This is a genomic window from Brevibacterium sp. ACRRH, from assembly GCF_022346365.1.
GTDB classification, from domain to species: domain Bacteria; phylum Actinomycetota; class Actinomycetes; order Actinomycetales; family Brevibacteriaceae; genus Brevibacterium; species Brevibacterium paucivorans.
The window spans coordinates 333,319-352,640 of the sequence record NZ_JAKRMN010000001.1 but is presented as its reverse complement, the minus strand read 5'-3'; the positions used below and the strand labels follow the sequence as shown (position 1 = coordinate 352,640).

The 19,322-nt window shown below is 55.6% G+C and carries 15 protein-coding genes; 9 read left to right on the top strand and 6 right to left on the bottom strand.

Annotation, left to right across the window (positions count from 1 at the left end; all coding sequences use genetic code 11):
* Nucleotides 1-22: 22 nt before the first annotated feature.
* Genes MHX53_RS01620 through MHX53_RS01605 form a run of 4 tightly spaced genes read left to right on the top strand, consistent with a single transcriptional unit; the run spans nt 23 to nt 5,537 of the window.
* Nucleotides 23-904, top strand: a complete 882-nt coding sequence (locus MHX53_RS01620) for an N-acetylneuraminate synthase family protein (RefSeq protein WP_102239135.1) — start codon at nt 23-25, stop codon at nt 902-904.
* A 58-nt stretch (nt 905-962) separates the two neighbouring features.
* Nucleotides 963-1,955 carry a glycosyltransferase family 2 protein gene (locus MHX53_RS01615; protein ID WP_239271017.1) on the top strand — a complete coding sequence of 331 codons (993 nt, stop codon included), beginning with the start codon at nt 963-965 and terminating at the stop codon, nt 1,953-1,955.
* Nucleotides 1,952-3,382: a polysialyltransferase family glycosyltransferase gene (locus tag MHX53_RS01610; RefSeq protein ID WP_102239133.1), complete on the top strand. Its 1,431-nt coding sequence runs from the start codon at nt 1,952-1,954 to the stop codon at nt 3,380-3,382. The genes MHX53_RS01615 and MHX53_RS01610 overlap by 4 nt, the downstream gene beginning before the upstream one ends.
* Nucleotide 3,383: 1 nt before the next feature.
* A complete protein-coding gene (locus MHX53_RS01605; protein WP_239271016.1) occupies nt 3,384-5,537 on the top strand; it encodes a DUF6716 putative glycosyltransferase in 2,154 nt (717 codons plus the stop codon).
* Here MHX53_RS01605 and MHX53_RS01600 read toward each other — a convergent pair.
* From MHX53_RS01600 to MHX53_RS01580, 5 genes are all read right to left on the bottom strand, one after another.
* Complete coding sequence (locus MHX53_RS01600; RefSeq protein ID WP_239271015.1) at nt 5,437-6,945, bottom strand: glycosyltransferase family 39 protein; 1,509 nt, start codon at nt 6,943-6,945, stop codon at nt 5,437-5,439. The genes MHX53_RS01605 and MHX53_RS01600 overlap by 101 nt on opposite strands.
* Complete coding sequence (locus tag MHX53_RS01595; RefSeq protein ID WP_102239131.1) at nt 6,945-7,421, bottom strand: GtrA family protein; 477 nt, start codon at nt 7,419-7,421, stop codon at nt 6,945-6,947. Before MHX53_RS01595 ends, MHX53_RS01600 begins: the two co-directional genes overlap by 1 nt.
* Nucleotides 7,422-8,390: a glycosyltransferase family 2 protein gene (locus MHX53_RS01590; protein WP_275433424.1), complete on the bottom strand. Its 969-nt coding sequence runs from the start codon at nt 8,388-8,390 to the stop codon at nt 7,422-7,424.
* Nucleotides 8,391-8,406: 16 nt separating this feature from the next.
* Complete coding sequence (locus MHX53_RS01585) at nt 8,407-10,497, bottom strand: acyltransferase family protein (protein ID WP_275433423.1); 2,091 nt, start codon at nt 10,495-10,497, stop codon at nt 8,407-8,409.
* Between the two features lie 125 nt (nt 10,498-10,622).
* Nucleotides 10,623-12,734 carry an acyltransferase family protein gene (locus MHX53_RS01580; RefSeq protein WP_239271012.1) on the bottom strand — a complete coding sequence of 704 codons (2,112 nt, stop codon included), beginning with the start codon at nt 12,732-12,734 and terminating at the stop codon, nt 10,623-10,625.
* A gap of 207 nt (nt 12,735-12,941) precedes the next feature.
* Here MHX53_RS01580 and MHX53_RS01575 point away from each other — a divergent pair, with 207 nt between their 5' ends.
* From MHX53_RS01575 to MHX53_RS01565, 3 genes are read left to right on the top strand one after another with little or no spacing between them, the layout of a single operon-like run.
* Nucleotides 12,942-13,979 carry a methionine ABC transporter ATP-binding protein gene (locus MHX53_RS01575; protein ID WP_239271011.1) on the top strand — a complete coding sequence of 346 codons (1,038 nt, stop codon included), beginning with the start codon at nt 12,942-12,944 and terminating at the stop codon, nt 13,977-13,979.
* Nucleotides 13,969-14,631, top strand: a complete 663-nt coding sequence (locus tag MHX53_RS01570; RefSeq protein WP_239271010.1) for a methionine ABC transporter permease — start codon at nt 13,969-13,971, stop codon at nt 14,629-14,631. The genes MHX53_RS01575 and MHX53_RS01570 overlap by 11 nt, the downstream gene beginning before the upstream one ends.
* A 58-nt stretch (nt 14,632-14,689) precedes the next feature.
* Complete coding sequence (locus MHX53_RS01565; protein WP_239271009.1) at nt 14,690-15,526, top strand: MetQ/NlpA family ABC transporter substrate-binding protein; 837 nt, start codon at nt 14,690-14,692, stop codon at nt 15,524-15,526.
* Nucleotides 15,527-15,678: 152 nt separating this feature from the next.
* On the opposite strand, the gene MHX53_RS01560 is transcribed toward MHX53_RS01565, so the two are convergent.
* Nucleotides 15,679-17,418, bottom strand: coding sequence for a formate--tetrahydrofolate ligase (locus tag MHX53_RS01560; protein ID WP_239271008.1), 1,740 nt, complete (start codon nt 17,416-17,418; stop codon nt 15,679-15,681).
* Nucleotides 17,419-17,462: 44 nt separating this feature from the next.
* On the opposite strand from MHX53_RS01560, the gene MHX53_RS11725 reads away from it, so the two are divergent.
* The gene (locus MHX53_RS11725; RefSeq protein ID WP_239271007.1) at nt 17,463-18,149 is read left to right on the top strand and encodes a DUF805 domain-containing protein; all 687 of its coding nucleotides are present in this window, start codon (nt 17,463-17,465) and stop codon (nt 18,147-18,149) included.
* A 234-nt stretch (nt 18,150-18,383) separates the two neighbouring features.
* Nucleotides 18,384-19,181 (top strand): DUF805 domain-containing protein, encoded by a 798-nt coding sequence (locus MHX53_RS01550; RefSeq protein ID WP_239271006.1) that lies wholly within the window; start codon nt 18,384-18,386, stop codon nt 19,179-19,181.
* Nucleotides 19,182-19,322: the final 141 nt, after the last annotated feature.

The window sequence follows — 19,322 nt, the reverse complement described above, 5'->3', positions numbered from 1 at the left end:
CAAAAGGAAGCGAGAGTCTGAAATGACCGCTGAAATTACACCAGTATCGATCGGCGAACACACCGTAGGCGCCGGTCACCCCGTATACCTCATTGGTGAAATTGGCATCAACCACAACGGTGATGTCGAAATCGCTAAGCAGCTCATGGACGTTGCCAAAAAGGCCGGCGCTCAGGCTGTTAAGTTCCAGAAGCGCAACCCGGATGTCGCTGTGCCTGAAGACCAGAAGTCTAAGCCACGGAGCACCCCCTGGGGCGAAATGACCTACCTCGAATACAAGTTCCGGGTGGAGTTCGAAGACGCTGAGTACGCAGAGATCGACGCATACGCAAAAGAACTCGGCCTCCAGTGGTTCGCATCGCCGTGGGACATTGACTCGGTGAACTTCTTGGAAAAGTTCGACGCGGTGACCTACAAGATCGCGTCGGCTTCCATTACCGACATTCCATTGCTCGAGGCTGTTCGCGACACCGGTAAGCCCGTCATCATGTCTACCGGAATGTCCACGTTGGAACAGATCGACAAGGCTGTTGAGGTCATGGGCAAGGACAACCTGGTGCTCATGCACGCAACTTCCACATACCCGCTTCCTCCTGAGGAAGTGAACTTGCTGGCAATCCCTGCTCTGCGTGAACGTTACGGTGTTCCTGTTGGATACTCCGGTCACGAAATTGGTACGGCAATTTCCGTTGCAGCCGTTGCTCTGGGCGCTGTGACTGTTGAGCGTCACATCACCCTGGACAACGAAATGTGGGGATCCGACCAGAAGGCATCCATGGAGCCTGACGAGTTCATCAAGTTGGGCGAAGAAATCCGCGAAGTCACCACTGCTCTAGGTGACGGTAAGAAGCGCGTTATGCCAGGAGAAGAATCCAAGATTGCTTCCCTGCGCGTCGTCAAGTAAATGACGAATGAGGTGCGGTCGGTTCTACCGACCGCACCTTTCTATGTCGAGGAGAACCGTGGCAACACCTGAACTTTCGCTCATCATCCCCGCGATGAATGCGGCCCCATATCTGAGTACGCTCTTTACTTCGCTCCACAAACAGGGCGATATGAGCAAAGTACAGATTATTTTCATTAACGACGGGTCCTCGGATGAGACCCCACTGTTGTTGGACGAATACGGCTCGCAATTTCCCCACTTTGAAGTCGTCACAAACGCAACCAATGTGGGACTCGCGAATGGGCGCAACCAGGGGCTTGACCGTGCAAAAGGAGACTACATCGTTTTCCTCGACGGTGACGATTGGCTAGCCGACAATCATCTCCCCACACTTCTCGACGCTGCAAAAGCACTCGACGTCGATTTCATTCGATGCGACCACACCACTGTCACGGGCAACAAGCGTGCTTTGAAGCGCGCTCCCATGGCGTTACGCAACCGGCCACTCAACCCCCGTTATGGAATCTTGCCGGTACACGACTCCACCATGGTGGACTATCCGTATGCGTGGGCCGGGATTTTCCACCGCCGAGTCAAAGACTCAGGAATGTTGTATTTCCCCAAGGACTTCATGACGGCAGAAGACCGCGAGTGGATTTGGAACCTGCACCTGAACGCCGACTCTTTTGCCACCGTTGACGCTCCAGGCATTCTGTATCGACGAAATGTTGCAGGGTCGCTTACCCAGATCGTTGATGAGCGTCAGTTAATGTTCGCCGATGCTTTCGAAGGAATCTTCCGACTCGTGCAAGCCGACCGTGACGCGAGTTTGTGGTGGCAGAAAGCAGCCCGCAACTGGCTCGCCATTGTGCAAGCTCAAGTCGATAGGTTCTCCCTGTCACCGCAGGCGATGAAGAACAAGCTCTACGAGAAGAGCCGATCAGTATCAGCCATGGTTCCCAAAGACGTACTTCTCCGTGAGTTCGCTCAGTCCAAACCCAACCGACAGCGTGCAGTGCTCCCTGCTCTCGGAGTGACAAAAGACGCGCTTAAGGAGCTCATCAAGTGAAGCAGATCTTCCTTGCCTCTACCCTCTTTCAGGTCGCAGGGCTTGCAGCCGGAATCGACTCAGGCGTGTATGACTCGGCGGTAACTCCAGCAGCATCGCTCGAAGGCCCCGGAGCTCCCGACACATTTTTTGAGACCCCAAGCGAGCGCATTCTCCTCCTGTCGAACAACGCCGTGGTCCTTGAAGCTGCGACACCTATCGATGAGGCACCCGGTGCTGCCTCACTACTGGCACGCTTCGACCGTGTGATCCACCTGAACGACTTCCTTTCGCCTAACCACCCAAACACATGGGCACCTCGGCACGAAGACCTGCCGTTGTGGGAAACTGAGCTACGCTCGCGTTGGCAGCTTGGCGACGAAACCATTGAACTTGTTGTGGAATCTCCCCAAGTGAATCCTGCAATCGCGCTTGGCCGTATCTTTCACACAGCAATGATTCGCGTACATTCGGACGGTCTCATGAGCTACGGCCCAACCCGTAACTTTATCCCGCTGACTAACGGACAGCGAATGTCGTCGTTGCATTATCTGCCACTTGTTGAAGGGCTCGTACCACGTCTCTTAAACGAGTATGAGATCACTCCGATTGCGCTCGATCGCCAGGCGTTTGTCAATGTCGTTGACGAGATCGTGCGTGACACTGATCTGGGTCTCAGCGATGAAATCAAGGCGCTTGACCCGTCAACTACGGCCATGGCGTTTGGCCAGTATCTTTCTGCGTTAGGAATCTTGACGCCCCAAGAAGAACACGACCTGCACCGTGATTTTGTATCTGCTGCCCATGAGGCAGGGATGACGGCCGTGGTGTTCAAGCCGCATCCAGCTTCGCCACCCGACATGGTGCAAGCACTGAGCGCCCATGCCCACGAGTTGGGAATCGGCTTTTTTGTGTACAACTCCCCAGTCATTGCCGAAGTTGCTGTCGCAGTACTCAAACCGGCTTTAGTGATCGGATGTTTCTCAACGGCACTGGTCACCGCCCGCGCTTTGTACGGAATCCCGGCAAAGGCAGTACAGACAGACCTGCTCTTAGAGCGCATCACGCCTTATCAGAACTCCAACCGCATTCCAGTGACGATTGCCGATGCGACACTCGACGGCTCGAATGCGGAGCTCTCAGCTGAACAGGTCAAGGAGCTACAAGCACTCGTCGACTCCGTTTCCTACGCAATGCAACCAAAAATTGCGTTCCGTCTGCGAGAGACAGCCCACGATTTCATAAGCAAGCGACGCGGATCGAATACGATGAAGTACTTTAAGAAACGTCGCCTCACTGCGCTCGGCTTGCCTGGCGGACTTCCGAAACGCAACCGTCCTCGCACGGTACTTCGCAAATCGTTGTCTGCTGGAAAAGCTCTCGCACGTGAAACCTACAAATCTTTCCAGAAGAGGCGAAAAGCCGAACGGGCCACAGCGAAGGACTGACATGATTGCGATTGTTGAGTCACCGCTCCAGTTTCTGGCGGCCCTGGAGACCCACACAGCCTCGACGCTTTTCTGTTACGACTCCGCGACTATGCGTGACTTCGTTGAAAAGTTGCCTTTGTCATTTCTCTCAGACACCACGGTGAAGTGGGGGCTCCCTCCCACACGGACATTCACTGCCGCTCGGAACGTGGTCGTGGGAGACCTCAACTCAGGATCGTTTCAGCAGCTTCTGGTCCGCTCTCGCGGAAAGATACCTGACCTGACCGTTGTTGACGATGGACGTGCGACGGTCACAGCGTTCGAAAATGTGGTTTCTAAGGCACCACTCGTTCGTTCGCGCGTCTCAAATTCCGCCGCCCGCGTCGCGCTGGGCCATTTAGCCTCTCGAGTGCTCTACAGACACGCACAGCGTGGCCATATCACGTGGTTCACAGCGTTCTCCCTCAACGATTCGCTCCATACCCGAGTAGAAAACGCTGGTGTACGCATCGAATCACACAGCTTCTCTAAGATCCGATCCTTTCCTTGGGACGACTTGCCCACCTCGGGCCCGTTTGTCATTGGTTCAGCAATGGTCGCCGACGGTCTCATCGATGAGGAATCATACTTTTGCTGGCTCGAAAACCTCGGGTTAGATCAGTTCGCTTATATTGCACACCGTCGTGAAAGCTCTGCGTTTCTGAATCGTGTCAGAAGTATCCCGGGCGCTACGGTTTATGAAGCGGGACTACCGGTGGAAATTCGCCTTTCGCAGGCAGATACCGGTTCTGAGGTCTATTCGCTTCCCACGACCGCGGCCGAAACGTTGCCGTTAACGATGAGCGCACCCAAGATTACTAGCACGTTTGTCCCTGACGACTGGTGGAAGCCTATCGTCACGATGAAAACGAAAATGGAGCTCAACAAGACAGCAGAACGTACGACCAAGAAACCCGTTCTCGTTTCCATTTCCGACTCAGAGTCCTATCTGAAATGGTCGGCTTCGCTCCTCGACCAGCTACGTGAGGATTTTGATGTCCACGTGTGGCTGGTTGACAACCCGATCCTGCCCACTGGCGAGCAGATCGCAAACGCGTTGGCCGGAAGCGGTTTCAGCAGTGCGCATGTCCCTGTTGTGAAGAATTCAGAGCTCAAAGTCGCTCTAGAGAACCTTCGGCCCGATGTGATTCTCGCGGCTGCTACTGGGCCCATTGTGCAGGTCATATATTCAACTGCCGCCTTTCTCTCGCACCGCCCGGGGCTCGTTTCCGGGCTCCCAGGGGTGGGACTTCCGGCGACCTCGAAGGGGCAACGTTACAGGCGACTTGGTGACATGTTCATCACGCATTCCGCATTTGAAAAGGAACGATATGAGCAGGTGTTAGACAAATGCCGCTTCCCTGTCGAAGTGGTGGTCGCTCGTCTGCCCATGCTGAAATCGAAGCAACCGCCTCGTGCTGAGTTCACTCCCGGTGACATACCGACCCGCTTGGTTTTTGCTCCACAGGCAAAGGTGCCCGTAGAAAAGGACGAACGCGAGCAGATTTTGTTGTCTCTAAACCGCTTCGCATGTAATTTCCCGGAGTCATCAGTTGTTGTGAAGGTGCGTAGCCGGCCAGGTGAACAAGAGACTCATCACGAAGAACACTCCTACACCGCGCTCTTGGAGAATTTGGAGCGTGAAGGAAAGGTGACACCGGGGAACCTGTCAGTTGAGGTCGGTCCCATGTCAGATTTCCTTGAGCCAGGAACAGCTCTGGCGACAGTATCGTCGACGGCAGCCCTTGAAAGCTTGGACCGAGGCCTGGCAACACTCATTATTTCTGACTTTGGGGTCAACGAAAACATGCTCAATGAGGCGTTCGCCGATTCTGGGATCGCGCAGCCGTTGAGCGATCTAGAGCGGTCGGACTTTGGGTTCCCGTCTGAAGATTGGCTCGCATCCAATTATTTCCAGCAGTTCACCGACGATTTGCCACGCGCCCTGCGCCTTTTAGCGGAGCGAGCACACGCTCAACAGCTTCCCGATATTCGGAGGGGCGCGCTTCAGCAGAATTACCGTGGGCTACGCGCTACCGTGCGCTCGAGGACTCCAAAACCCGTCGTTCAGGTTTATCGTCTCGTGCGGCGTGAAGTGCCCCAGCGCGTTCGTGACGGTCTTTCCAAGCTTTAACTGCGCCCGCAACGACCGCTATAAACGCAACTGAAACCGCCAAAGCGGGCCAATACGTATACCGGAAGTGGTTTGCAGGGACTACCGGGAAGTACGCAAAAACATACAGGAACGCTGAGCCTGTCAGCATGAGGGCAAACGCCCGGCTACGGCCCGACCACCATGCACAGATAGATACGAGAGCTCCTGCCAGAAGCCAAAACCACGGTTTGAAAACAAACGCGATATCTTTCTTAGCCCACTCGTGGATATACGAAAACACGATGCTTTCGAATCTCTTGTTCCCTTTTACGAAGCCCACCTTCTTTGCGGTGCCGAACAAGCGGTTCGGGTTATATTCCAGCTGCGAGGTCGTGAGATAGAACTTGTAGACCGACCAGCGGTATTCGAGATAACGCATGGGATGGGTAATAACGTGATTAAGCCACAGGTGTTTTAGCTCGTCTCTGTTAGCTATTGGTGAGTATGCTCCGCCCCCGATTCCTTTCCCGTAACAGTTCCAGTAAGCGTCATACGGCTCCCCTTTCTCATAACACTTGGGGCGGGCCTCATTAATTTTGTCCTTAAGCTCCTGGGGCACCGCTGATCCATTAAGTTCACTTTCAGGAACCGAGAACATAACGTCGTCAAGAATGACCTGGTAGACCTGATGCATCGGTTGAACCTTCCAGTGGCGAGCAATACCGGCATCGACACAGAGCGCCGCAGACGTGACAGAAGCAATAGCAACGACACAAATCAGAGTGGCAAGAACGCTTTTTCGAACTCGGATTTTTCTATTCAACTTTTGTCGACTTATTCGTTCAACACGCCACCGTATTCCTGGCACAAGTCGCCATGCGAGAAACACACACATGGGTACAACCGCAACAAAAGCATTCTTCCTAACCAAAGTGGCAAAAATTAGAAGGGCAACTGCGGGAAGAACGAACCAGTACGTTTTCTTTTTCTTGGGAACAAGCAGAGCCAAACATCCAGTCGCCAGAAGCAGAGCCGCCGCCATGATTGTGTCTTTCCACAACGTATTCAGTTGGCTGTATGCCCAAGGTGAAACCGAAATCGCAATCATCGCCAAAGACGCCCACTTACTTTTTAGAATGCGGTGCGCAAACACGGCGAGCAGAAACACCGCCAGGAAATAGATACCAAGCTGGAAGGCTAGGAGCGAACCGAGCTTACCCGTTACTGCATATAGACCCCGCCACAGAATAGCGACGATAGGCGGGTGCCAGTCGGAAAGGTTCTTCATTCCCAGCATCTGTTTCGCCTGTTCCGAAATGTCGTGTTCGGCACGCCCTGGGTAAAAGCCCAAGAAAGTAACGGTGGCAATTGCGAGGCACAGTAACAAGAGGCCGACGTCCCACAGTAGTACTTTGTTGTGCTTGGAAAGGCTCATCACTTTCGTCACTATTCCTCGATTTTTTCTTTACGAGGAGCATCCGCCTCTTTGAAAACCCACGTACGGTATGCGTAAAACCGGAAAATCATGGCAAGAGCGATTCCCACGATGTTGGTGGAAATGTTGTATGAGATCGGATCACGAAGGTTGAGCAGATACCACGTCACACCCAGCGGTAGCACCGTGATGACCATGCCAATGGCATTCACCACCACGAAGAGAATGAATCCGCGTACGTTAGACCCAGTCGTGCGGTCGCCATAGGTCCACAGTTTGTTTCCGAGCCACGCGACTATGACCGAGGCAACCGTTGAAATGATTTTCGCTTTTACCGGGCTTCCTGGCATTGTGGCAGGAATGCCCAAAAAGCCGTACACCAACAGGTTGGAGAGGCCCACATCCACGATGTACCCGGCTCCACCAACCATGAGGAAGCGCACGACTTCCACAAATAAGGATCGCCATTTTTGAGAGACAGCGGGCATTTAGGATGAAGACTCGCTCAGGCCCACTGTCTTATTGGGCGGAAGTAGTTCCAGATAGTGCAGGCGCGCTGATTCGCGCCGCACACGTCGTAACGCATCGCCAATAATGCCGACGGTGGCAAAGATGGCGGCGATAATCATGAGCGCCACTGCCAAGAGCGCTGTTGGGAAACGTGGCACTAATCCGGTGTTCATGAACTCAACAATGACAGGTACACCACACACAAGCGACGCAATCACCATGAGCAAGGCAAGCGATCCGTAGAACAAGTTCGGCCGTTCGTGTCGCATCATCTGCGCGATCGTACCAAGAATTTTAAAACCATCCGACACGGTGGAAAGCTTCGACTCACTGCCTTCTGGACGGTCACGGAAGTCGACATTGCATTCGGCGCAAGGAAGACGCAACGACATCATGTGGATGGTCAGCTCAGTCTCAATTTCGAAGCGCTTACTCACTGCCGGGAATGATTTGACGAAACGACGCGAAAAGACACGGTAACCGGAAAGCATGTCGCTGACTTCGGTGCCAAAAAGCTTACTCGTAATGACGTTGAACATTCGGTTGCCAAACTCGTGCCCTGCACGGTACGAGGACTCGGGGTTAGTGTCGCGCCGAACACCCAGGATGTGGTCATACGGACCGTTTACCAGCATTTCAATCATGGCGGGGACATGCGAGGCTTCATATGTGTCGTCGCCGTCTACCATGACGTAAATGTCGGCTTCGACATCGGCGAATGCCCGGCGAACGACATTACCTTTTCCAGGGCGCTCTTCGTGGCGGACAATCGCTCCTGCGGAAATGGCTTCTTCTACTGTGCGGTCTGAGGAGTTGTTGTTATATACATACACGTCCATTGACGGAACGGCTGATTTGAGGTCGGTGACTACTTTGCGGACAGTCACTTCCTCGTTGTGACAGGGCACAATGGCAACAATTTTGTAAGCAGACAGATCCACCGTCATCCAGTCGTTCCATTCATCAGCTCTTCAGACGCAATTGGTCGTGAAGAAACGGTGTCAGAGTTCGTACGTATGTCGCACTAACATGGTTGTGATCACGATATACAAGGACGTTTCCCACAACAACGGGACACTCCTGTTCCGTGCAAAATTTCTTCCGAACGTCAATATACTGCGCACCAACGTCTTCCGATGCATCTCGCACTGCTAGACCCGCTTCACGGAACTCACTCACATCATCGGAGCTGAGATCGCATTTGTCATAGTCACGGCTGTCCCGATGTTTGGCGATGCAGTCTGGAATGCTAGTCTTTCCTGCTCGCACAGGCGTGTCACCCAGCACAGTCAGGTCAATGCCTGCTTCGGTTAGCGGACGCATTGCATCCGTGTACCCTTTTTGCCCCGGCCGATCTTCGTCACCCTGATGCTCGAAGTCTGTAGCCGGCATGTTCGCGATCACCGCACGGTCGGGTTTCTCGTCCTTCAGTTTTTCGATGGTCTTCTTGTTTGGTTCGGTACATTCCAAACGGCCGTCACTCTCGTATCCCCGCTTAGCGAGGTTAAAGGGACATGAGTAGTGCAAATGAACGACCAGTTTCCAATCTGTGCCTTTCAGCATTTCTTGAAAAGCAGGCACCCACTGGCTCGCGTGCGAATCTCCCACTAGGGCTAAGGTCTTCGAACCTCCAGGGTTAGCCATCACACATTCTGCAGCCGTTTTTGTTTCAGGCTCCGCAGGGGTAGCGGGACAGTCTTTGGGGTAGTACGGCCTGTCCTCGATTGCGCGTGGGACAACGGGCAAAATTGTGTCGGAGTAGCCATCAGCAAAGCGGGTGAAAGACGTCTTACTAAGCGAGGCGCTACCAATATCTTCTACATCGCCAGCTTTGAGCGCTTCGATTTTACGTGTCTCACGCTCGACTTCGAGCGAATGCGATGCAAATGGCACCACGGCGACACCACAAGTCACAGCCATTGACGTTCCAGCTGCAATAAGTGCTCGCCTGCTTCGTTTCTTAAGAAAGTACAGGCCACGCAAAGGTTGCTCCACGTAGTAGAAGGAAAGCATCGCAAGTGCCAGACTCACGGCAAACACCGCAATGAACTCAGCGATTCCTTCAACCGGACGTCCGTTCCGCTGATGGAAAAACACCACGACAGGGAAATGCCACAAGTACAACGAATATGACCACAAACCCACCAATTGGACAGGCTTCCAATTAATGATTGGACTCAACGATCCCACCCCGCGAGTCCAACCGGCAGCGATCACTGCAACCGTTCCCACAGTAGGCAACAAAGCGGAGGCACCCGGGAAAGCTGGCGTTTCACTGGTATACGTGACACACGCGACTGCAATCGAGACAAGTCCCGTAACAGCCAACACTTTGCGAGCGCTGTTGAACCGTTGGGGATCACCAAGAACACACGCAAGCAATCCACCAATGCCCAGCTCCCACACGCGCGTGGGGGTGATGAAGTATGCGGCAGGATCGCCAGCTCCTACCGTCACAACACTCCATACAAACGAGATCACACAGACCGCGCTAAACAGTACGAACACATAAGCCCGGAATCGTTCCGGGTTGTTCACAGATGCGTGGCGGCCTTTAGATCCTGCCCGTTTCGACATCCAGAGAGCCGCCAGAACCAGGAGCGGCCAGACAACGTAGAACTGTTCCTCGACGGAAAGTGACCAGAAATGTTGGAACGGCGACGGTGCCGCATCCTGCCCGAGGTAGTCGACCGATTGATTCGCAAGTAGGAAGTTTTGTATGTAAAGGGCCGAGGCGATGCCTTGCTTTGTAGCATCGTTGAGCTGAGTGCTCGGGAGCACAAAAAGCGAAACGATCGAAATAGCAACAATCGCAAGCGTTGCTGCGGGAAGAATACGCCTAGCCCGATTCGCCCAGAACTGGCTCAGCGACAAACGCCACGTAGATTCAACCTCTTTCAGCATGTGCGCCGTGATCAGATATCCAGAGATCACAAAGAAGACATCAACACCAACAAAACCGCCCGGAAGCCACGAAGGCTGAATGTGATATACCACTACAGCGAGCACAGCGATGGCTCGGAGGAGTTGTATCTCTGGACGGAATTTCCTCATCAACACACTCTCGTACGGGGACAAAACGTCACCATCATAAGAGATCATGTAACAGTTTAATAAAGCTAAGAGCTCTCTGAATGTCAGCTGAATGACCCCCAACTGGGTGGCCCTGCACCTCTCGCCTACTCGTCGATCCCGAGCATCGACTCCAACCACGGCGCCGCGGTTTCTGAGTATGCCGGCGACACGTGGTTAGAGTCGCGGTACACCAGCCGCGAGCCAGCAACCGCCGGACACACGTCCTTAACGCAAAACGCGTCAGCTGTCTCCACCAATTCCACGTCCGACACCTCACGCGCCGCTTCGCGCATGGCCGCGTTCGTGCCCTGGTCCAGTTTCGCTTCACTTCGTTTGAAGTCACACGCAGATGGATCGTCCATGTGTTCACTCACGCACTCAGGCATGTCCCCCGGCGGATTGGGTGAATCGACAAACGCTAAAACCTTGGTGCCTTCGCCACTCAGTTCCCGAAACACGTCCGCGAACCCTTTAGTCCCCGGCGTCTTCTCACCGTCCTGAGCCACAGCGTCACCTCGGACCAGGCCAGAGGTGAGAACCACCTCGGGCCGGTCCTTTTTCAACCTCTCCACAACATCACGGTTCGCGTCTTGACACTGCAGGCCCCCGGACCGCTCAGCGTTGAACGCACCCACCGTAAACGGGCACTTCTGTCGCAAGTACACCACGACCCGCCAGTCGGTGCCTTCGACGACCTTTCGCAAGGCCGGCACCCACTGCGCCGCGTGCGAATCCCCCACGACTGCAATCGTCCGCTCGCCGTCCGAACCCGCAATCACACAATCGCGCGTGCGCTTTTCAGACACCGGAACGGGAACCTCAAACGAACACTCTGGAAACTTGGGCTCGCTCTCTCGCGCGCTAATAGGAGCAGGTTCAATGGTGGTGTCTTCGCCAAAGAACACGTCGTAGTCGTACTCGCGCAATGACCCGTACCCAGGCGCCAACTTAGTAGGCAGATCAACAGTAGGAGCAGCCAGCACATCGTCGCGCAGGTTCTGCTGGCGCAATTCGTGCGCACTCACCCACCCGGGGACCACAGCGACCACGGCACCAACTGCCGCCACGGCCACCGCACCCACAACCGTGTGAGCGTGGCGGGTCTTGAGCCACGTCCACGACAAAATGGGCCTTTCCACCAGGTAATAGCTGCCGCACGCCAACGCCAGGCTCACCGCAAAAACCAACAGTCCACCCAGCGCGGTAATGCCACCGTCGATGCGGGCTCCCGCGAACACCACTACCGGGAAGTGCCACAAATACAAGGAGTATGACCAGTCCCCCACCCGCTGGATGGGTGCCAAGCGCATGACACGGTCTGGGGAACCCACGCCCGAGGTGGTCCCCGCTGCGATGACCGCCACCGTCCCAGCGATGGGCAGCAACGCGGCGACACCGGGGAACGGAGTAGCCGAGGAGTACATGACCGCACTGCTCACGATGGCCGCAAGTCCACACCACTGAAGGGCCAGCCGCAACCACGGGTGTGACGTCCACTCGATGAGCACACACGCCAACAGACCACCGGCCCCCAACTCCCACAGGCGCGTCCATGTCACGAAATACGCGGCCGGGTCACCGCTTGCCACATGCACCACGCTGGCAAGGAAACTGATCGCAACAAACACAGAGAAGAACACCACAGTGATGCCCCGGAAGCGCCTGCGGTGCTGATAAAACCCGGTTGGATACCTACGCAGAACCTGCCCTGCAATCAGACCTGCCACCACAACCAACAGGGGCCACACCACATAGAACTGCTCTTCTAAGGACAACGACCAGAAGTGCTGGAACGGAGTGGGCTTCGCATCAGCAGCCATGTAATCCACAGACTGACGCGCAAGGGCGAAGTTCTGGATGTAAAGCGCTGAAGCGATCCCCTGCGTGGCCACATCTTTGAGTCGCGTTAGAGGCAACAACCACAACGACAGCACCGACACCACCACAATGGTTACCGTTGCGGCAGGTAGGATTCGGCGAGCGCGGTTCGCCCAGAATTGCATGAGCGAAAACTGTCCTGTGGTTTCGATGCGGTTGAGGATTCCGGCCGTAATGAGGAATCCGGAGATCACGAAGAACACATCCACACCCACAAAACCACCGGGCAACCAAGCGGGGTTGATGTGATAAATGACGACAGCGACGACGGCCAGGGCTCGCAAAAACTGAATCTCTGGCCTAAAGCGTTGTGCAGAGCTTGGCCTCGAAGTCGTCATAATGAACCATTCAACACCACTCGCCACGCGCCTGATTGGCAATCCCCGCCGTGTCTCCTTCTGGCTACCCTAAACGCCACCGAATGTCATACGTGTCACATTCCAAAGTGCTCCCGGTCACACTATGTCATTTCATGACAAACCCGACCCCACTTAGCATCAACGTTCCGCAATATGAAAGACGCTAAACCACACAAGGAGTACCACGTGATCGAACTGCGCGATCTTCGCAAAGAATTTGCTGGCACTCCGGCGCTGGATGGAATTAACCTCACCATCCCCGACGGTCAGATCCACGGAATCGTGGGACGTTCGGGTGCCGGAAAGTCCACGCTCATTCGCTGTATTACCGGGCTAGAAACGCCCACCAGCGGGACCGTCACCATCGACGGTACCGCCATCACCGGGCAATCAGCCTCGGGTCTCAGGCGCGCCCGCCGGTCGATCGGCATGGTGTTCCAGCATGCGAACCTTTTGGACTCCCTGACCGCGCAAGGCAATGTGGAGCACCCGCTCAAGGTGGCAGGCGTCCCAGCCGCTAAGCGCAAGGCACGGGCACAAGAACTCCTCGAGCTCGTAGGACTAGCCGACCGCGCCAACAACCACCCGGCACAGCTCTCCGGAGGTCAGCGCCAGCGCGTGGGTATCGCCCGCGCCCTTGCCACAGAACCCTCGCTCTTGCTGTGTGACGAGCCCACTTCGGCGCTGGACTCACAGACCACCAGCCAGATTCTGCAGCTTCTGCGTTCCTTGCGTGACCGCTTGGGCATCACCGTGCTCATCATCACCCACGAAATGTCAGTGGTACGCGAAATCTGTGACGCGGTCACCCACCTCGTCGACGGAACGATCGCCCACACCGGAACGCTGGAAAGTGTTCTGAGCGACCCCGCCTCACCACTAGCGAAAAGCCTCATCCCTCTTCCAGAAGGCACCGACATCACCGGGACCTTGGAAGTTGCCCTGCCTGCCACCTCGGTCACTGGCGCCGAGGCGGGAGCCGGCACAGTCTCAGGTGTTTTCGAAGCTGCCGCGCAGGCTGGGGTGCCGATCTCGGCCGTCCAAGCCGGCACCGTCGAAGTCATCGCCGACCGGCAAGTAGGACGCCTGCGCGTATCCACCCAACAACCCGAAGATCTGCCCCGCCTTTCCCAGGCACTCCAGGAGGCCGGGTACACGGTAGGCGGAACGACCTCAGCGGACAACACCCACAACAACGGAAAGGAGGCCGGCGATGTGGCTTAACAACCCCGTCATCGCGAATGAACTGTGGCCCGCATTCTGCGAAACCCTGTTCATGACGTTGCTGTCAGCCTTGTTCTCCGTTGTCTTGGGACTGCCATTGGGAATCCTGCTGTGGCGCACAGCCAAGAACTCTCTGTCCCCCAACCCGGTTCTGTACCGGATCCTGTCAACGATCGTGGACATCGGGCGTTCGATCCCGTTCATCATTCTGATGATCGCGCTCATCCCATTCACCCGCTTCATGGTGGGAACCGCACTTGGATGGTACGCAACGGTCGTGCCACTGACGGTAGGTGCGATCCCGTTCTACGCCCGCCTTGTTGAAGCGGCCTTGCGCGAAGTCTCCACCGGCAAGATCGAAGCCGTCACCATGATGGGAGCCAGCCACGGGCAAATCATCCGTCAGGTCATGATTCCCGAGGCGTTGCCCGGCCTGGTTTCGGCAGCCACCATGACCACAGTGACCCTGGTTGGCTACACCGCCATGGCAGGCGCGGCCGGCGGCGGAGGTGTTGGCGCCCTCGCCATTTCCTACGGCTACCAGCGCTACCAGGGAGACACGATGCTGGTGTGCATCATCGTGCTGGTGGCACTCGTGGGCGTGTTGCAGTTCGTAGGCGACCGGATCGCACACGCCGTGGACCACAGGTAAACACCGGAACCGCACTTGCCCCCACTCACAATTTCACGCAAAGAGAAAAGGAAAACACATGAAACTCCGCATTGCCGCAGCTGTTGCAGCTGCCAGCCTTCTGCTCACCGGTTGTGGTCTTGCAGGCGGTGGCTCAAAGGAAGTAGGTAAGAAGAACGGCGACGTCACCACGCTCACAGTGGGGGTTTCACCGGTTCCGCACGGTGACATCCTCAAGTACGTCGACGATAACCTGGCAAAGGACGCCGGCCTCGACATCGAGATCAAGGAGTACACCGACTACACGCTGCCGAACCGCGCGCTCGTTGACGGTGACCTGGACGCCAACTACTTCCAGCACAAGCCATACCTTGAGTCCGAAGCCGAAGGACAGGGTTACAAGCTCCACGCATTCGAAGGTGTTCACATTGAACCGATCGCGCTGTTCTCCAAGAAAGTGAAGTCGGTTGACGAACTGCCTGACGGCGGAACGGTTGGCATCAACAACGACCCAGCTAACCAGGGTCGTGCGCTGGACATGCTGGCCAAGGAAGGTGTCATCACCCTGGCTGACGGCAAGGACGCAACCACTGCGACCATCCACGACATCAAGGACAACCCCAAGAACCTGAATTTCAAGGAAGCCGACGCTGCCCAGCTGGCACGCACCTTGGAAGACACGGATGCGTCGATCATCAACGGAAACAACGCGCTTGAGGCTGGCCTGTCCCCCACTAAGGACTCAATCCTGGTGGAATCCGCCGAGAACAACCCATACGCCAACTTCCTGGCAGTGCGTGACGGCGACCAGGACAACGAGTCGATCAAGAAGCTCGACGAACTTCTGCACTCACCTGAGGTCAAGAAGTACATCGAAGATACCTGGACCGACGGCGCTGTTCTCCCAGCGTTCTAAGGTACTGAGGTTTTAGCTGGCTCTGATCGGCCGGGCACGGTCAGTTGAGTGTGCACGCGGGGCGCCCCTGGTGATATACCAGGGGCGCCCCGCTTTGCGTCAGCTACGTGAGTGGCTTCTGATTCTGCCACACAAGCGCCAGCGTGAACTGTTTAGAACAAACCGCTGATGTTGCCGTCGTCGTCAACGTCGATCGTGTTGGCTGCCGGCTTCTTTGGGAGTCCCGGCATGGTCATGATGTCGCCGCAGACCACTACGACGAAGCCCGCACCTGCAGACAAACGCACGTCGGCCACCTCGAGCACGTGCCCGGTTGGGGCACCCAGCTGGGTTGCGTCAGTCGAGAACGAATACTGGGTTTTCGCGATGCACACCGGCAGGTTGCCGTAACCGTCCTCGGCGAACAACGCCAGTTTGTTGCGCACCTTCTTGGGAAGTTCTACCCGGTCGGCACCGTAGACACGCTGGGCAACGGTCGTGATTTTGTCTTCCAGCGTTGCGTCAAGTGGGTAGGTGAATTGTGGTTCCTTGCCCGAGGTGTCCGTCGCTTCCGCAACCGCGATCACCTTGCGTGCAAGGTCGGTTGCTCCCTTTCCACCCTGCGCCCAGTGGCGTGCAAGCGATGCTTCCACTCCACGTTCTTTGAGTGCGTCAAGCAGGGCTTCGTGCTCGGCATCGGTGTCAGACGGGAACGTGTTGACGGCAACGACCGGGGTAACCCCGTAAACGTCGCGCACATTTGAAATGTGCTTATCCAGGTTCACCAAACCGGCAAGCATTGCGTCGACGTTCTCATTCTCCAGATCAGCTTTAGCGACTCCGCCGTGGAACTTCAGAGCGCGCACGGTAGCCACAATCACGGCAGCTGAAGGGAAGATTCCCGCGGCCCGGCACTTGATGTCGATGAACTTCTCGGCACCCAAGTCAGCGCCGAATCCAGCCTCGGTGATCGCATACTGGCCGTAGTTCATCGCAGCTGTTGTCGCGAGAACCGAGTTGCACCCGTGGGCGATGTTTGCGAATGGACCACCGTGGATGAACGCTGGGGTCCCTTCAATCGACTGCACCAGGTTAGGCGACAGTCCCTTAGCCAAGAGCGCTGCCATGGAACCGGCAACTTCAAGGTCAGCGACGGTGACCGGTTTCTTGTCAAACGTGCGCGCAACGACGATGTTGCCCAAGCGTTCCTTCAGGTCGGCGATCGACGTGGCCAGGCAGAACACTGCCATGACTTCGCTTGCCACAACAATGTCGAAGTGGTCTTCGCGAGTCATTCCGTTGTTGTAGCCACCCAGACCGATTGCAATATCGCGAAGAGCACGGTCATTGAGGTCTACAACGCGACGGATCTCAACCCGGCGAGGGTCAATCCCCAGTGCGTTTCCCTGGTGGATGTGGTTGTCCAATGCCGCACATGCCAAATTGTTAGCCAGAGCAATAGCCGCAAAGTCACCCGTGAAGTGAAGATTAATGTCTTCCATAGGCAGCACCTGGGCGTATCCACCGCCTGCGGCTCCACCTTTCATCCCAAAAACGGGGCCCAGGCTCGGTTCACGTAGCGCAAGAACTGCCGGGGTTTTGTCTTCCGGAACTTCCCAGCCTTCTTCACGGGCTACTTCGTTGATGCCGTCTGCAAGGCCAATCGAAGTGGTGGTTTTTCCTTCTCCTGCAGGTGTGGGACTCATTGCGGTGACGAGAATGAGTTTGGCAGGCGTGGTGGACGGAGTTGATGAATCGGCAGCTTCGCGGTCAGCAACGACAGTGGTTGCAGGGACCTTTGCCTTGTCATGGCCAAAAGGGATGATTTCCTCGACGTTGAGACCCAGTTTGGCTGCGATTGATGAAATAGGACGGACGGTTGCGTTACGCGCAATCTCTAAGTCAATGCTCATAGTCATAATGTTTACATAAACATCTTCCGGGTACTATAAAGAGCGTGAGTAATTACCCTCAATACCCAAACACGCCCGGATCCGGCAACGGCCCCCAGTCTGGTGGTAACAGCCCCTACGCATCCGGAGCGCCCAACCAATCACACAACTACGGTTCTCAGCCATACGGCTCCCAGCCAACTGGTGGCGCTGGGCAGCAACCGGCATACGGAAACTCTTATGCAAACCAGAGCACGGGAGGAGGATTGCCCGCAGGATTCGGACAGCCCGGACCTGATGGAACTGTTCCTCTTAACCAACCCCACTACGGCGCATCGATGAAAGAAGCGACGATCCGTTTCTTCAAGAAATACGTACGTTTCAACGGGTTTGCTTCCAGGAGCGAATTCTGGTGGCCAGTGCTTTCACTAGCGATTATTCAGTTCGTCCTCTTCATCCTCGCCGCTATCGGAGGTGCGATGACGTCAGCGGACACGGGTGGTGGCAGTGCCGTTGCCGCTATCGGAACTATCTTTGGCTTGATTCTTTATGGACTTTTCATCTTGTTTGGTCTGGCCGTCATAGTGCCTGCCATCGCGATTACTGTTCGCCGTCTTCACGACGCAGGTTTCAGCGGATGGTGGTACTTGCTGTGCTTCGCACCATGTGGAAGCATTGTCGTTATTATTTTCTGCGCGATGGAAAGCAAACCCGAAAAGTGGCAACCCGAATGGTATGACCAAGGCGCATAACATCTACAACATTTTTAACGAGTGGGAGTCACAGATGTGGCTCCCACTTTTGTTGTGCACCGTAGCTAAACAACAACACAGACAGGGCCAAAAGGGGATGGTTTCCTCGACGTTGAGGCCCAGTTTGGCGGCAATGGTTGAAATAGGACGAATAGTGGCTTTATGTGCAATCTCTAAGTCAATGCTCATAGTCATAATGTTTACACACACTGCGATCCAGGTACTATGAAAAGCGTGAGTAATTACCCTCAATACCCAAACACGCCCGGATCCGGCAACGCCCCACAGCCTGGTGGCAACAGCCCCTACGCATCCGGAGCGCCCGGCCAATCACAAAGCTACGGAACTGGTCAGCCTTACGGCTCCCAACCAGCAGGTGCTGCTCAGCCATCACATGGTTCCCAGCCGGTAGGCAGCCCCGGTCAGCAGCCCTATGGTTCCCAGCCAACGGGTGGCGCCGGTCAGCAGCCTACTTACGGAAACTCCTATGCAAACCAGGGCATGGGCGGAGGAATGCCTGCAGGATTCGGACAGCCCGGACCCGACGGAACCGTTCCTCTGGACCAACCCCACTACGGCGCGTCGATTAAAGAAGCGACAGTCCGTTTCTTTAAGAAATACGTGCGTTTCAACGGATTTGCCTCTCGTAGCGAATTCTGGTGGCCAGTGATCTCCCTCATGGTCATTAACGCCATCCTCTGGATCCCCTACATTATCGGAGTTGTGATGGTGGTGTCAGCGGACGCAGCTGCATCCGCTTCTTCATACTCTTCAACGGGTACAGGCGGTGGCGCTGCCACTTTCGGAAATGCCCTTCTCTTCATCTCCGCTGGACTCCTATTCGTGTTTGGACTGGCCGTCATATTGCCTTCCATCGCGCTTTGTGTTCGCCGTCTTCACGACGCAGGTTTCAGCGGATGGTGGTACTTGCTGTGCTTCGCACCATTTGGAAGCATTGTCGTTCTTATTTTCTGTGCTCTTGAAAGCAAGCCAGAAAAATGGCAGCCCGAATGGTATGACCAAGGAGCATAACCGCAACATCATTTTTTAACGAGTGGGAGTCACGGATGTGGCTCCCACTTTTTGCAACGTAACCAAACAGCAACGCAGGCATGGGCAGTTGCTCCAACCGGTCTCGTAGGATAAAGATGACGTCGATACGAACCCCTTTCG

Coding starts and splice junctions, on each gene's coding strand:
- MHX53_RS01560 (WP_239271008.1), bottom strand. CDS start 17,418: ATGAGCATTGACTTAGAGATTGCGCGTAACGCAACCGTCCGTCCTATT.
- MHX53_RS01580 (WP_239271012.1), bottom strand. CDS start 12,734: ATGACGACTTCGAGGCCAAGCTCTGCACAACGCTTTAGGCCAGAGATT.
- MHX53_RS01585 (WP_275433423.1), bottom strand. CDS start 10,497: ATGAGGAAATTCCGTCCAGAGATACAACTCCTCCGAGCCATCGCTGTG.
- MHX53_RS01595 (WP_102239131.1), bottom strand. CDS start 7,421: ATGCCCGCTGTCTCTCAAAAATGGCGATCCTTATTTGTGGAAGTCGTG.
- MHX53_RS01565 (WP_239271009.1), top strand. CDS start 14,690: ATGAAACTCCGCATTGCCGCAGCTGTTGCAGCTGCCAGCCTTCTGCTC.
- MHX53_RS01605 (WP_239271016.1), top strand. CDS start 3,384: ATGATTGCGATTGTTGAGTCACCGCTCCAGTTTCTGGCGGCCCTGGAG.
- MHX53_RS01620 (WP_102239135.1), top strand. CDS start 23: ATGACCGCTGAAATTACACCAGTATCGATCGGCGAACACACCGTAGGC.
- MHX53_RS01570 (WP_239271010.1), top strand. CDS start 13,969: ATGTGGCTTAACAACCCCGTCATCGCGAATGAACTGTGGCCCGCATTC.
- MHX53_RS01590 (WP_275433424.1), bottom strand. CDS start 8,390: ATGACGGTGGATCTGTCTGCTTACAAAATTGTTGCCATTGTGCCCTGT.